Origin of the sequence: Shewanella insulae, assembly GCF_009831655.1 — a bacterium.
Lineage (GTDB): Bacteria > Pseudomonadota > Gammaproteobacteria > Enterobacterales > Shewanellaceae > Shewanella > Shewanella insulae.
Genome location: NZ_WRPA01000029.1, coordinates 23,397 through 37,345 on the forward strand (window position 1 = coordinate 23,397; position 13,949 = coordinate 37,345).

General features: G+C 49.1%; 14 protein-coding genes. 6 read left to right on the plus strand and 8 right to left on the minus strand.

The window, feature by feature from the left end:
* Window positions 1–35: 35 nt before the first annotated feature.
* The gene (locus GNT65_RS20140) at window positions 36–1,031 is read left to right on the plus strand and encodes an Abi family protein (protein WP_160798954.1); all 996 of its coding nucleotides are present in this window, start codon (window positions 36–38) and stop codon (window positions 1,029–1,031) included.
* Window positions 1,032–1,218: 187 nt separating this feature from the next.
* Entirely contained in the window at window positions 1,219–4,167 is a 2,949-nt protein-coding gene (locus GNT65_RS20145) for a type I restriction endonuclease subunit R (protein WP_160798955.1), read from the plus strand.
* 437 nt (window positions 4,168–4,604) lie between these two features.
* Here GNT65_RS20145 and GNT65_RS20150 read toward each other — a convergent pair whose 3' ends face one another.
* The 7 genes from GNT65_RS20150 to prmA form a co-directional block, all read right to left on the minus strand.
* Entirely contained in the window at window positions 4,605–5,123 is a 519-nt protein-coding gene (locus GNT65_RS20150; RefSeq protein WP_160798956.1) for a YagK/YfjJ domain-containing protein, read from the minus strand.
* A gap of 499 nt (window positions 5,124–5,622) precedes the next feature.
* Window positions 5,623–5,871 carry an AlpA family phage regulatory protein gene (locus GNT65_RS20770; RefSeq protein WP_160798957.1) on the minus strand — a complete coding sequence of 83 codons (249 nt, stop codon included), beginning with the start codon at window positions 5,869–5,871 and terminating at the stop codon, window positions 5,623–5,625.
* A 162-nt stretch (window positions 5,872–6,033) separates the two neighbouring features.
* Complete coding sequence (locus GNT65_RS20775) at window positions 6,034–6,243, minus strand: helix-turn-helix transcriptional regulator (RefSeq protein WP_160798958.1); 210 nt, start codon at window positions 6,241–6,243, stop codon at window positions 6,034–6,036.
* A complete protein-coding gene (locus GNT65_RS20165) occupies window positions 6,240–6,500 on the minus strand; it encodes an AlpA family phage regulatory protein (protein ID WP_244952237.1) in 261 nt (86 codons plus the stop codon). The genes GNT65_RS20775 and GNT65_RS20165 overlap by 4 nt, the downstream gene beginning before the upstream one ends.
* Window positions 6,501–6,762: 262 nt before the next feature.
* Window positions 6,763–7,068: a DNA-binding transcriptional regulator Fis gene (fis, locus tag GNT65_RS20170; RefSeq protein ID WP_011864135.1), complete on the minus strand. Its 306-nt coding sequence runs from the start codon at window positions 7,066–7,068 to the stop codon at window positions 6,763–6,765.
* A 17-nt stretch (window positions 7,069–7,085) separates the two neighbouring features.
* A complete protein-coding gene (dusB, locus tag GNT65_RS20175) occupies window positions 7,086–8,054 on the minus strand; it encodes a tRNA dihydrouridine synthase DusB (RefSeq protein WP_160798959.1) in 969 nt (322 codons plus the stop codon).
* A gap of 151 nt (window positions 8,055–8,205) precedes the next feature.
* A complete protein-coding gene (prmA, locus tag GNT65_RS20180) occupies window positions 8,206–9,087 on the minus strand; it encodes a 50S ribosomal protein L11 methyltransferase (protein WP_160798960.1) in 882 nt (293 codons plus the stop codon).
* A 356-nt stretch (window positions 9,088–9,443) separates the two neighbouring features.
* Here prmA and GNT65_RS20185 point away from each other — a divergent pair, with 356 nt between their 5' ends.
* The 4 genes from GNT65_RS20185 (at window position 9,444) to GNT65_RS20200 (ending at window position 13,771) form a co-directional block, all read left to right on the plus strand.
* Entirely contained in the window at window positions 9,444–10,166 is a 723-nt protein-coding gene (locus tag GNT65_RS20185) for a fumarate reductase cytochrome b subunit (protein WP_160798961.1), read from the plus strand.
* A gap of 153 nt (window positions 10,167–10,319) precedes the next feature.
* A complete protein-coding gene (locus GNT65_RS20190) occupies window positions 10,320–10,991 on the plus strand; it encodes a fumarate reductase cytochrome b subunit (RefSeq protein WP_160798962.1) in 672 nt (223 codons plus the stop codon).
* A gap of 45 nt (window positions 10,992–11,036) precedes the next feature.
* On the plus strand, window positions 11,037–13,043 hold the full coding sequence (locus GNT65_RS20195) for a fumarate reductase flavoprotein subunit (protein WP_160798963.1): 2,007 nt from the start codon (window positions 11,037–11,039) through the stop codon (window positions 13,041–13,043).
* Window positions 13,040–13,771 (plus strand): fumarate reductase iron-sulfur subunit, encoded by a 732-nt coding sequence (locus GNT65_RS20200; RefSeq protein ID WP_160798964.1) that lies wholly within the window; start codon window positions 13,040–13,042, stop codon window positions 13,769–13,771. Before GNT65_RS20195 ends, GNT65_RS20200 begins: the two co-directional genes overlap by 4 nt.
* Window positions 13,772–13,834: 63 nt before the next feature.
* Here the strand turns inward: GNT65_RS20200 and GNT65_RS20205 are convergent.
* Window positions 13,835–13,949 (minus strand): transposase (locus tag GNT65_RS20205; RefSeq protein WP_160798965.1); only part of this gene is annotated, 115 nt, incomplete at its 5' end.

The window sequence follows — 13,949 nt, forward strand, 5'->3', positions numbered from 1 at the left end:
CGGACCTTTGAATATGAAGGTAACGCCTAGTTCTTATGCCATACGACAAACCTTGGAACTCCTATCAGGAGCAATTAGACAAGCTGCGAGAGCGAGGGCTCGCGATTACGGATGATGCTAAGGCGCTCGATTATCTTGCTCGCATAGGCTATTACCGTTTGAGTGGCTATTGGTATTCGTTTCGTCAACAGCAAGCGGTCGATGGTAATCAAGTTAAGCTTGATGATTTCATTGCGGGTGCGAGTTTTGAACAAGCAGTTCAATTATATGTGTTTGATAAAAAGCTTCGATTGCTGGCCATGGATGCGCTAGAACGGATTGAGATTGCATTTAGGGTTGAGCTTGCACATTCATTGGGTGAACAGGATATGTTTGCTTACTTAAAGCCTGAGCTATTCCATGATAAATTTGCTAAAACGCTTAACCCCCGTTCAGGGCTGACAGCGCATCATAATTGGCTTACTAAGCATGCGGGATTGATCACACGGTCAAAAGAGAAGTTTATTGATCACAATAAGAGGAAGCATGGCTTACCGTTGCCGATTTGGATCGCCTGTGAGGTATGGGATTTTGGCACCTTGTCATTTTTGTATGGCGGCATGAAAGAGGCGGATCAAGACAAGATTGCTCAAAAGTTTGGTCTCGTAAATGGCCGAGTATTGGCGAGTTGGCTTAGAGCACTTAACTACCTGCGTAACTTATGCGCTCACCATAGCAGGCTTTGGAATCGCAATGTGGTTGAAAAGCCAAAATTACCGCCTGCGTCAGAGGTGGTATGGGTTGCACCTTTTGTGGAATATGACCGATTACGTTCTCGTCCCTTCTTGCTGTTTTGTATTGTCCAGCATTTGATGAGCCACATTAACCCTAACTCAACGTGGTGGGCTCGGTTGACCAATTTAATGGCGACTGAATTGCCTGATATGAAGGCTCTTGGGCTTGATTTGAATAGTATGGGGGTTTGTGAAGGCTGGTTAGAACTATTTGCCCCACTAAATCTACAGGATCAACAGGCAATAAAAAACCCCTAAGCAGTTTGTTCCTCAAGGGACGCTAACCGATAGGGGTCGTGTTGCTAGAGAATATAATTTAATTGTAGAAAATTAGCAAATATATTTGGCGTTTTTCACGCATGATAATGTGCAACGTGTGACGCCATCTGACAGATACGGATACTTATTTAAGCGCTCATATTGAGTGCTCATATGGATGCGATAGATGGCTTATCAAACAGAACAACAGCTAGAAGATAACCTTATTACCCAACTGAGCACTCAAGGCTTTGAGGTAGTGAGCTTGCCAGATAATGCGGCGCTTTTAGCTAATCTCAAAAAGCAGCTCGAAAAAGTGAATGGTATTGAGTTGTCTGACACTGAGTTTACTCAGGTGTTAGGTAAGCTCGAAAAGGGCAATATTTTTGGTAAGGCCAAGACATTGCGCGATCAGCTTGATGTGAGCTTAGATAACGGCGAGAGCTGTCATTTGACCTTGTTGTTTGATGCGTCTGAGGCTAGCTCACCTAACCGAAACCGATTTCAAGTGGCCCAGCAGATCACGGTTAAAGGGGTTTATACCAACCGCTATGATGTAACGATATTGGTAAATGGCTTGCCCTTGGTGCAGATTGAGTTGAAGCGTCGAGGGCTTGAGCTTAAGCAGGCCTTTAATCAAGTTAAGCGGTATCAAAAGCACTCTTACCACGCGAATCACGCGCTATTTAATTATGTTCAGCTGTTTGTGATAACCAATGGTGTGAATACCCAATACTTTGCTAATAACAGTGAGTTATCAGCCAAGCAGACCTTTGATTGGGCGGACGTCAAGAATCACCGAATCGCTAAGCTACCCGAGTTTGCTCATGCTTTTTTACAGCCCTCCCACCTCACGGCCATGCTGAGTAAGTACATCGTGTTAAACGAAACCCAAAAGTGTCTTATGGTGCTGCGCCCTTATCAGTTTTATGCCGTGGAGGCTATCGTTAAGCAGGTACAAGAGGCGGATGAGCCTCAAGAAGGGGAACGCTACGACAATGGTTATATTTGGCACACAACAGGCTCAGGGAAGACGCTGACCTCCTTCAAAGCAGCCCAAATTATTACCTCGCTGAGTGAGGTTGATAAAGTGGTGTTTGTGGTTGATCGTAAAGATCTCGACTATCAAACTGCACTTGAGTTTAACGCCTTTTCTAAAGGCTGTGTTGACAGCACTGACAATACCAAGATGCTGTTCCACCAGCTACTTGATAAGCCTGTGAAGCCACGTAAGGGGCAAAAGGAAAACCTTAAGCGCAATACTAAGCTGGTGGTTACTACGCTGCAAAAACTTAATAATGTGGTCACTAAGAAGCGCTACCTCGAAGAGATGGCTGCGCTACGAGATAAGCGCGTGGTGTTTATCTTTGATGAGTGCCACCGTAGTCAGTTTGGCGATACCCACCAAAACATCACTCAATTCTTTAAAGCTGCCCAGCTATTTGGCTTTACGGGTACACCGATATTTGCCAAAAATGCCATCGCCAAGAATTCAATAAAGAAAACCACCAAAGACCTGTTTGGCGAGTGTTTGCACACCTATGTCATTGTCGATGCCATTCGCGATCAAAATGTGCTCAAGTTTGCTATCGAGTATGTGGGGCGTTATCAGTACAGAGATGGCTCAAATAATAATTTGGATATTGAAGTTGAAGATATCGACACGAAGGAGCTTTTAGACTCACCTGAACGCCTAGAGAAGATCACCGATTACATTATCGCACATCATAATCGCAAGACTCATAGTCGCGACTACAACGCCATGTTGTGTGTTTCTGGTGTACCAGAGCTGATCAAATATTATGAGCTGTTTGCTAAGAAAAAGGCTGAGGGCAAGCATAACCTCAGAATCGCCACCATTTTTAGCTATGAGGCGAATGAGGAAGAGGAATACGAGCTAGGTGGTTGCGAGTTAGGTATTGATACCAACGAAGTACATGAGGCCTCAGCTAAATATCTCAATGCTGGGCAAGCCGCCAAGCTGCATAGTCGCGATAAGCTCGAGGGCTTCATTGGTGATTACAATAAGATGTTTGGTAGCAGCTATACCACTAAAGATAGCAAGCTGTTTTACGATTATTATAAGAACATTGCTAAGCGGGTTAAGGCCAAAGAGGTTGATATTCTGCTGGTGGTTAATATGTTCTTAACGGGATTTGACGCGCCTAAGCTCAATACCCTGTATGTTGATAAAAACCTTAAGCTGCATGGTTTAATTCAGGCGTTCTCACGCACTAATCGCCTCTTAGATGAGACAAAATCACACGGTAATATCGTTTGCTTTAGAAACCTCAAAAAAGCCGCTGACGAGGCCTTTACGCTGTTTTCTAATAAACAGCCGAAAGAGGAGGTAGAGACCCCGTTATACAATGAGTTGATAGCTGATTTTGACAAGGCTCATACCGCGCTAATGGCGATTACGCCAACGGTCGATGATGTTGATACCTTGCCAGACGAAGAAGCGCAAAAGCTCTTTGTGTTGCAGTTTAGAAAGCTATTACAGCTTAAGAATATGCTCAGTAACTTTGCGGATTTCGACATGGCCGAGACGGGCATGGACGAACAAACTTTTCAAGACTTTACCAGTAAGTATGCCGATTTGAGCCGCCAGATCCGCGAGAGCTCTATTAAAGAGAAAGTGTCGGTGCTAGATGACGTTGATTTTGAGTTAGAGCTGCTACATCGTGATGAGGTGAATGTCTCCTATATTTTGCACCTGTTGCGTGAGCTTCACGAAGAGGATAGCGATGATGAGAAAGCCAAGAAGCGCCAAGTTATCGCTAACCTCGTGGCATCTGACCCAACGCTATTGAGCAAAAAAGCGTTGATTGAGAAGTTTATGACTGAGCACCTTGACGGTATACCCATGGAGGGAGACGTTGAGGAGGAGTTTGAGTTCTTTTGGGAAAAGGAGAAGCGCATAGCGTTAGAGACACTTGCCAAAGAACAACAGCTTAACCAAGAACGTCTTATGAAGCTGGTGGTACGTTATGAGCTCAGTGATGAGATGCCTCTTCGTGAGGACTTTGCTGAGGCGCTTGAAACTAAGCCCACAATCTTACAACGCAGGCGTGTATTGCCAGTTATCTCCGATAAGTTTAAGCGATTTGTCGATACGTTTATGTCGGGGTTTTAGTCATACACTGTTACACGTCAAGCTTACCTGAGTTACTGGTGCCAGAGCTGATTATGGATTCGCACGCTTTTCAAGGTTTGCCTAGCTACCTTGTCACTGATAGAGGGTTGCAAAGCGTATCGAAAGCGCTTTGAAAGTCGTTGTAAGCCACTTTCAATACGCAGCCATGTACTAGCCAGCTAACCTCGAATTTGAGTGATCAAAAAAGTGATCATTGATTGTGGTGATCATCATTAATGATCACTTTTTTTTGTCTGGGCTTAGTATAGTCGTTAGCTTAATCAGTTGATTTTATTCATCGCCATCTTGGGTAACCCGCGCAACTGATCACAAAGTCAAAGTGATTTTTGGTCAGAAGGGGAAACGGTTAACATTTTTTTAACCCATTCTGTAGTAAAACAACGCTTGCTGACGGCAGTTTGGATTATGCCTGAAAGTTACTGTTGTGGCCTTGGCGTAATTCGACTGAAAAAGTACCCCTTAACCTTTGATGGTTTATTTTCTTTAGAGGCGTTTTTAGCTAGGTAGCTTAAGCGATAGAGCGCCGCTTGAAAGCTTGATAGGTCATTGCGTTTTACCATGTAGTAGCAGTAGTCTGGGAAGTGTGCCTTGGCGTCTACAACTAACTTAATTGCATGCATAGCGTAATCAAAGGTGATCTTAGTCTTGTTAGCATTGTGTCCATTGATAATGACAAAGCAGTGGTAGTGGCACTTATCATCCATGTTGTTTTGCTCTCTTACCCAACCATAAATGACTGTCTTATTGTAGTAATTAGTCAGTTTGCCGCTTATATTGCGCATGATTTTACCTATGATTTTGTTGTGACTAGGTGAGTCATACAGCGAGACATCAAATCGAATAACAAAGGCCTTTGAGTGCCGAGAGAGAAAGGCCGTTAAGGTTTGGTAAATTTTGTTTAGGATCTCTCTATTAAGGCCATCAGCAAAGTACATAACCAGCCAACCGAGTCCACCTAAACAAACTTGCTCACATATAAGTGGGCCTATGCTATGCGACTGACTGTTTGATACTGCATAAACACGTAGAGACATAATAGTATTTAATAACCTAGCTTAATTAATCATCAGGGGGCGCTGCGGCGCAGTAATGGCGCGGGGTTCACCCTTAAAATTTCGATTTTCTTGCTTCAAGAAGAGGTGAGAACAGCCCAACTTGTTGCATTTTATCGCTATAAAAAGGGCAATGAATGCCCCTTGTTATAACGACCATTTGGGGCATCAGTTCCCCTTTTGCTCCCATCGCAATAACTCTGATAGATAGACATACCATTCGTTGCCGTCTTTGAAGGCTTTAGGGCTATCGACTTGCTGTCTAAGCCAGCTTTGTATTGTTTTAGGTTCGCGACCTAAGTGCAGTGCTATTTGGGCACAGTTTAAGACAGGCTCAGGTTGATGGGATTGGGCGACTTGTTGGCATGGTCTAGGTTTGAGGCTAGTCATGAGCGCCTCCGGTTTGGTCAAACTCGACAACAGGCCGAGAGCGAATCCATGTGAGCACCTCACTGAGCTTCCAACCAATGGCATTAGGGCTTAGTTGTATGTGCTTAGGGAATTGCCCAAGGCGTTCTAGCTGAAAAGCATGAGCGCGACTAACCGATGTAAGAAATTCTCGCTGTTTTTCTTTGATGATAGGGTCTCTTAATTCGTCACTGCTATGGGGAGTAAATAGGCTCGTCTTCATTTGTATTACCTCGTCTTCAATGAGCTTGATTGCGTTTGAGGTGATGATTTTCGACAACGGGCAAGTAAAAACGAAATTTTAGGGGATTTTAGTATTTTGATTGGCTTTGTATGTGATAGCGCTGGTGGTCATTGCCACCAGCGTGCATATAGATTGATGAGCCTATTGCTGCTTAATGAAAGGCTTCAGGTCTTCAAGCCGCCAGCCTATGGTGCGATTTTTTCTCGTGATCGGGTGAGGTAGTTTTTTGGCTTTGACTCTGCGATGAACCGTTGACCTGTGACATTTAAGCAGCTGAGACGCTTCGGTAAGCGTTACCAACTTTTTAAGTTCAAAGTTAAATGGTTGATTAAGAGAGAGGCTGTTTTTCATTGCTGCTTATCCTCCTGAGCCGAACTGAACACCACTTCACGTGACTTAACCCAGTCCAGCAACTCTGATAGCAACCAAGCAACTGAGCGATTAGATACACGTCTACGCCTTGGAAAGCGGCCTTGTCTTTCGAGCTGGAAGGCTTGAGCCTTACTGATAGTGGTGATCTGTTGTCTCTCTTTTTCTTTGACTAGTCTGTCAAATACCAAATCGTTGGCGGCGTATACATCCATGTTGGCTAGATTGGTATGTTTCATTTGCATCTCCTCGTCTTCTATTGTCTTGAAGAGCACATTTTGACGAGGCAAATTGCGTGCACGAAATTTTAGGGGGTTTTAGTAAATTGAGAGTGTGGAGTTTTGGTCGGGTGAGTTTTCATGAAATATTTTAGGGAAGACAAACCGAGAAAAATGCGGAGGGCAACAAAGCAGTCGGGGTACATATGGGGGTACATATAAGCAAAAACGGGCTTTTCCTTTCGGAAAAACCCGTTTAAATACAGCCAGCTAAGATTAATTCTTAGTTCATGCCATACTTCTTTAATTTCTTACGCAGAGTACCACGGTTGATGCCTAGCATGTTGGCCGCGCGAGTCTGGTTACCACGAGTGTGTTGCATGATGATATCTAGTAGAGGTGCTTCAACTTCACATAACACCATTTCATAAACTTCTTCGGCTTCCTGGCCGTCCATTTGAGCGAAAAAGTTAGTTACTGCGCGCTTCACTGCGTCACGGAGTAACTGAGGCTTGATAGTGCCGTTAGCGGTTTCGATTTTGCCTACGGTAAGCTGATGAGCTTCTGGTTGAGTTGTCTGATCAAACATTCGTATTCTGCTCTTTATTAATTCTTTACTAATTCATCAAAATAACGCTCCAACATGGAACGTTGTTCTTCAACAGTTTCCAGCCGATTGAAGTCGGCTCTGAAAGATCTCTGCGCTTCTTGGTCCAGATACCATCCAACATGCTTTCTGGCGATACGTAACCCTTTGTATTCGCCATATAATGCATATAAATTCTTGAGGTGTTCCAGCATCACTTGACGCTTTTCGTCCACTTCAATGGGCGCTAGCTTATTACCTGTTTCCAAGTAATGTTGGATCTCTCTGAATAACCAAGGTCTTCCTTGAGCGCCTCTTCCTATCATCACGGCGTCTGCTCCCGTGTAGTCCAGCACATAACGTGCCTTCTCAGGGGTACAGATGTCACCATTTGCGACAACTGGAATAGAGACATTCTGTTTTATCGCACGAATCGTGTCGTACTCGGCATCGCCTTTGTACATGCATTGTCGCGTACGGCCATGGACCGCGAGCGAGGCAATGCCACTATCTTGCGCAATTTGGGCGATTTGAACGCCATTTCTGTGTTCGGGAGCCCATCCCGTGCGAATCTTCAGGGTGACTGGCACATCCACGGCGGCAACGACAGCCTGTAAAATCGCTTTTACCTGCTCTGGTTGCTGCAGCAGTGCCGAGCCTGCCAACTTCTTATTCACCTTCTTTGCAGGACACCCCATGTTGATATCGATGATCTGTGCGCCCTGTTGTACGTTGACAACGGCGGCGTGGGCCATCATATCGGGGTCGGCACCCGCAATTTGTACTGAGCGAATCCCATCTTCACCAGCGTGTGCCATACGCTGTCGGCTCTTGTCCGTGTCCCATACCTCGGGATTGGACGAAAGCATCTCTGATACGGCCAGGGCGGCGCCGTAGCGTAAACAGAGATTTCGGAAGGGTTGGTCGGTGACTCCTGCCATAGGAGCCACGATCAGCTGATTCTTCAGTTGATAGGGTCCAATCTGCATTAATCATTACACCTTGCGCTTCAAAGGGGCGCTATAGTACGCCTTTTTCAAGCCTGTGAAAAGGTCAATAAATGACCTGAGAGCAACTTTTTTGCTTGACTTTTGCGAGGTGAGAAGTCTGTGGCGGCCTTGCGGCCGCTGGCTTTTACCCCTATTTGCGTCTGCCTGTCAAGCGGCTCCAATCCTCTTTGTGAACTGGTGCGTCCATGTCGAACCACTGAGCATAATACTGGCTGATCTCGTCGGCCTGTTCCTTTAATAGGCCTGAGAGTGCCAGCAGACCACCGGGCTGTACCTTTTCTGCTATCAGCGGTGCCAGTTCGCGCAGCGGGCCGGCAAGGATGTTGGCCACCAGGACCTCTGCCTTAAGATCGGCTGGCTGGTCTTGGGGCAGATACAGGTCTAGCTTGTTGGCCACCTGGTTGCGTTCGGCGTTGGCCTTGGAGGCCTCGATCGCCTGGTAGTCGATGTCGATACCGGTAACCTTGGCGGCGCCCAGCTTGAGCGCGGCGACGGCGAGAATACCTGAGCCGCAGCCAAAATCGATCGCCTCTTTATCTTTTAGGTCCAGGCTGTCCAACCATTCAAGACACAGGGCGGTGGTTGGGTGGGTGCCGGTACCGAAGGCCAGGCCGGGATCCAGCATGACGTTGACCGCTTCTGGGTCGGGCACTTCGCGCCAGCTTGGGCAGATCCATAGGCGGCGACCGAATTGAATGGGGTGGAAGTTGTCCATCCATTCTCTTTCCCAGTCCTTGTCTTCGACCTGCTCTATCTTATGGCTGAAGTCGGCGCCTAAATAAGGTTGCAGCTTGAGCATCTCCACCACGGGGGCCAGGTCATAGTCGGCCTCGAACAGGGCGGTGATCACAGTATGGCTCCACAGCGGAGTCTCACCTAGGTTAGGCTCGTAAATAGGGGTGTCTTTACCATCTTCATAGGTGATCGACAGCGAACCTAGCTCCATCAGCATGTCGCTGAGTTGCTCGGCGTGTTGGTTATCTGTGTCTATCTTTAACTGGATCCAGGCCATGGGATCTTCTCTCTAAGGTCAATATAAGGTCAATAATGGCCCTATTGTAAACCAAGCCTAAGGTAAAGGCCGAGGAATCTGTGCTGAAACTGAAATTTGAGGGATTTAGCATCTAAATTCAATCGGATAATTTGGTAAATTTTTTTTGATTGTATTGTTTGAAATGGGTGTTTAAATAACTGATTAGTATTGGGTAAATGGTTTTACCTTTGTTTTGTTGTCGATGGATTGTTTGTGATCGGCGTCAAATGTTGCACCTTGGCTTGGTGAGTTGTCTCACGCTTTTCAGGCTTATCTGTAGGCAGCTCAAAACTTGTTGGTATGGTATAGATCCCGACACTAGGCGCAGAAAGATCATGAAGGTTAACAGTTTACAGTATCAGCACACACATTACGCTGCTTTGGGCAGTCCCTGGTCAGCCAAGGCCGACAGAATACAGAGTGCCACAGGCATCTTATTGGGATGTTTCTTGCTGGCGCATCTGCACTTCGAGTCGAGCATTCTCTTCGGTAAAGAGACCTTCTATCAGGTGGTGCAGTTTCTCGAAGGCGGCATGTTTAGTAGCGATGGCCATGGCATGCCGATAGTCACCAAGGTGTTTTCCATCTTTATCATGCTGGTGGTGATGCTGCATGCAGCGGTGGCGCTGCGTCGCTTCCCGGCCCAGCTGGGGCAGTGGCGCGCATTGCGTAACCACATGCAGGGGATCAAGCATAAGGATAGCCATGCCTGGTTCTGGCAGCTGGTGACCGGCTTTATCCTGTTTTTCCTGGCACCGGTGCACATCTTTACCATGATCACTAACCCAGAAATTGGCCCTCATTTGTCGGCCGAGCGTGTTTACCACGCCAACGCCTGGCTGCTCTACGCCCTGTTGCTGCCTGCCGTGGTGGTACATGCCATGATAGGCCTCTACCGTGTGGCGGTGAAGTGGGGGCTTATCCGTCACCGTAAGGGGCTGAGAAAGGTGGTCAAGTTGTTGATTATCTACTTGATGACGTTGGGGATCTTGAGCCTTATCTCTTACATCATGATAGGTCGGTCACTCGTCTTGCCTATTACGCCATTTGTGCCATAACTGTGTAGGCGCGGGGTAGATTAGCAAATTGTAAAATATCGGATTGCGTTTTGATCTATCTCACGGTTTTGATTGGGTTTGTGAGCGACATTAAGGCTAACTGTTTTTAGTTATAGCTGCCTTGCCCCTTTTTCTACATCCACAGGAGTGTCTATGTCGCTGGCGAAGAAAAATAACAATGTAAGCGGTTGGCTCGACATGAGCCAGAGTGTTTCAGGTGTCATCTTGGCGCTGTTTCTCTGGACGCATCTGGTCTTGGTCTCCTCAATTTTGTTGGGGGCCGATGCCATGACCTTCGTGGCGCGTACCATGGAGCTGAGTTTCCTCAGCGCCGATGGCCATGGTTATCCCTGGGTGGTGTCGGGCATCGCCATCATAGTGGCGCTCTTGGCCCTGATCCATGTGTTGGTCGCCGTGCATAAGATGCCGCTGAATTTGCAACAGCAACGGGCGCTACGCCAGCAGATGAGTGTGATCCACCATGACGATACCAAGTTGTGGGTGTGGCAGGCGATGACCGGGGTAGGGATCTTCCTGCTGTTACCCGTGCATCTGTGGTTGATCGGTAGTGCGCCGGAAACCATAGGCCCAGTGGGTAGCGCCGACCGCATCTGGAATCAAGGGGTATGGATGGTCTACCTGCCCCTGCTCCTGTGTGTCGAGTTACATGCGGCCATCGGCATCTATCGCGTGGCCATCAAGTGGGGCGCCAGACGCGCCATCGATGCCAGGGCGCGAATTAAAAAAATAAAAACCATAGTGAGTGTGGTGTTTGTGTTGATAGGCCTGGCTTCCTTGCTCGCCTTCCTACCCTACGCCAGCTAACCATATTGAGCTAATTTGATCTCTTATCCCTCGTAAGGAGCAAGTGTGAAACTGATATATACCGACTCTCTCGTCGTTGGCGCCGGACTCGCCGGACTAAGGGTCGCCATCGCCTCTAAGGAGCGTGGCCTGGATACCCTAGTGCTGTCGCTGATCCCCGCCAAGCGTTCCCATTCGGCCGCGGCCCAGGGCGGCATGCAGGCCAGCCTGGGGAATACAGTCAAAGGTATGGGAGACGATGAAGACGTCCATTTTCAGGATACGGTAAAGGGATCTGACTGGGGCTGTGATCAGGAAGTGGCGCGTATGTTTGCGCACTGTGCACCTAAGGCCGTGCGTGAGCTGGCAAATTGGGGCGTGCCCTGGACGCGAGTCACCAAGGGACCGCGTCAGGTGGTGGTGAATGCCGAGAAGGTCACCATCGAAGAGGCAGAAGAGGCCCATGGCCTGATCAATGCCCGTGATTTTGGCGGTACCAAGAAGTGGCGTACCTGTTATACCGCAGACGGTACCGGCCATTCGCTGCTATACGCCGTGGACAACAAGGCGATTTCACTCGACATTCCTGTGCACGAAAGGGTCGAGGCGCTGGCGTTGATCCACGATGGCAAGCGATGCCATGGGGTGGTGGCCAGATGCCTGATCACCGGTGAACTGCGCGCCTATGTGGCCAAGTCCACTACCATAGCCACAGGTGGTTATGGTCGTATCTACGAGGTCTCTACCAATGCGATCATCTGCGAGGGAATAGGCCAGGCGTTGGCGCTGGAAACCGGCGTGGCAACCCTGGGGAACATGGAAGCGGTACAGTTCCACCCGACGGCTATCGTGCCCGTGGGGATCCTCACTACAGAGGGCTGTCGCGGTGATGGCGGCCTGCTCAGAGACAAAGATGGTCACCGTTTCATGCCCGATTATGAGCCGGAGAAGAAGGAGCTGGCCTCGCGGGACGTGGTATCGCGCCGCATGACAGAGCATATGCGCAAGGGTAAGGGGGTCGATAGTCCCTACGGGCCGCATCTCTGGCTCGACATTACACTACTTGGCCGTAAGCATGTGGAGACCAACCTGCGCGAAGTCAAAGAGATCTGCGAGAACTTCCTCGGTATAGATCCCGCTAAGGACTGGATCCCTGTGCGTCCGACCCAGCACTACTCCATGGGCGGCATTCGTACCGACGCCAAGGGGCAGAGCCCACAGCTAAAGGGCCTGTTTAGCGTTGGCGAGGCGGCCTGTTGGGACATGCACGGCTTTAACCGTCTGGGTGGCAACTCGCTGGCGGAAACTGTGGTGGGCGGCATGATCATCGGCAAGTATGTTGCCGACTTCTGCGAAGAGAACACCCTGGAGATAGATACCGCACTGGCCGAGCGTTTCGTGGCCCAGGTACGAGATGAGATAGATGGCTTGGTCGAGGGGCAGGGCAGCGAGTCTGCCTATGAGCTTAAGCGCGAGATGCAGCGCATCATGATGGACTATGTGGGCATATTCCGTAATGGTCCAGAGCTGACGAAGGCGGTCGAGGAGCTCGAGGCGCTGCTGATCCGTTCGCGTAACTTGGGCCTCAAGTGCAAGAAGCGTCATGCCAACCCTGAGCTGGTGGAGGCGCTAAGAGTCAAGCGTATGCTCAAGGTAGCGTTAACGGTTGCCTGCGGCGCCGAGGCGCGCACCGAGAGTCGCGGTGCCCATGCCCGCGAAGATTATCCGCAGCGCAATGATAAAGAGTGGCTCAACCGTACCCTCTCATCTTGGCCAAGCAGTGACGCCACCCGTCCGCAACTGGATTATGAACAGCTCGACGTGATGAAGATGGAGCTGCCACCTGGCTATCGTGGCTATGGTATCAACAACGCCATCGCCCATCCGGATACCGAGACGCGTGAGAAACAGATCGTCGAGATCTTGAGTAACCTAGGCGAAGATGCCGACCGCCATGAGCGTCAGCATGCACTGATGCCGTTCGAGGTGCCTGAATCCCTCAGAGAAAAGAATGAGCGTTTGCATGATAAGCCGCTCGGAAACAGACAGCAGCTTGGAGAAGAAAGCAAATGAGTCAGGGTCGTACACTAACCTTTAATATCTTCCGTTATGATCCACAGGTGCCGGACGACAAGCCCAAGATGGTCAAGTATCATCTGGAAGAGGCGCCGGGCATGACGGTGTTTATCGCGCTGAATATGCTGCGGGAGCAGCAGGATCCGTCGCTGCAATTCGACTTCGTCTGCCGTGCGGGGATCTGCGGCAGCTGCGCCATGGTGATTAACGGTTATCCCACCTTGGCCTGCCGTACACTGACCAGCAAGTACCCTAAGGGGGAGATCACCCTGATGCCGCTGCCGGGCTTCGAGCTGATCGGCGACCTGTCGGTCAACACGGGTAAGTTTATGCGTGAGCTGGCAGAGCGTCTCAAGCTGTGGCTGCATCCGAAGAGCGACGAGGTGGACATTCATCGCATCGAGGCGCCCATGGCTCCCGAGGAGGCCGCAAGGCTTTATGAGCTGGAGCGCTGCGTCGAATGTGGCGTGTGTGTCTCGGCTTGTGCTACCAAACAGATGCGCGACACCTTCGTGGGTGCCGTCGGCATGATGAAGATCGCCCGCTTCGAACTCGACAGTCGCGATGCTCGCAGCGTGGAAGACTTCTATCATGTGATAGGTAATCAGGACGGAGTGTTCGGTTGCATGACCCTGCTGGGGTGTCAGGACAACTGCCCTAAGGATCTGCCTCACATGCAGCAGATAGCCTACCTCAGACGCAAGATGGCGACCGCCCTGGTCTAAATCTAAGTTCTAAGCCGCCCATAAAAACCTTTGAAAGCCTGCCTGAGCAGGCTTTTTTATGGTTCATCGCGGATCTCCGGGGAACGCCTCTCTGACTTTCAGAAAGAAGTATTCGGTATCCCGGTAGCCATAGCCCATTCGCTTCAGCAGTTTGATTTTGTTGTTCATCCCTTCCAGT

Bases quoted from the DNA above. Each gene is read 5' to 3' on its own strand.
- GNT65_RS20140 (WP_160798954.1), top strand. From the start codon at position 36: ATGCCATACGACAAACCTTGGAACTCCTATCAGGAGCAATTAGACAAG.
- GNT65_RS20145 (WP_160798955.1), top strand. From the start codon at position 1,219: ATGGCTTATCAAACAGAACAACAGCTAGAAGATAACCTTATTACCCAA.
- GNT65_RS20150 (WP_160798956.1), bottom strand. From the start codon at position 5,123: ATGTACTTTGCTGATGGCCTTAATAGAGAGATCCTAAACAAAATTTAC.
- GNT65_RS20770 (WP_160798957.1), bottom strand. From the start codon at position 5,871: ATGAAGACGAGCCTATTTACTCCCCATAGCAGTGACGAATTAAGAGAC.
- GNT65_RS20775 (WP_160798958.1), bottom strand. From the start codon at position 6,243: ATGAAAAACAGCCTCTCTCTTAATCAACCATTTAACTTTGAACTTAAA.
- GNT65_RS20165 (WP_244952237.1), bottom strand. From the start codon at position 6,500: ATGAAACATACCAATCTAGCCAACATGGATGTATACGCCGCCAACGAT.
- fis (WP_011864135.1), bottom strand. From the start codon at position 7,068: ATGTTTGATCAGACAACTCAACCAGAAGCTCATCAGCTTACCGTAGGC.
- dusB (WP_160798959.1), bottom strand. From the start codon at position 8,054: ATGCAGATTGGACCCTATCAACTGAAGAATCAGCTGATCGTGGCTCCT.
- prmA (WP_160798960.1), bottom strand. From the start codon at position 9,087: ATGGCCTGGATCCAGTTAAAGATAGACACAGATAACCAACACGCCGAG.
- GNT65_RS20185 (WP_160798961.1), top strand. From the start codon at position 9,444: ATGAAGGTTAACAGTTTACAGTATCAGCACACACATTACGCTGCTTTG.
- GNT65_RS20190 (WP_160798962.1), top strand. From the start codon at position 10,320: ATGTCGCTGGCGAAGAAAAATAACAATGTAAGCGGTTGGCTCGACATG.
- GNT65_RS20200 (WP_160798964.1), top strand. From the start codon at position 13,040: ATGAGTCAGGGTCGTACACTAACCTTTAATATCTTCCGTTATGATCCA.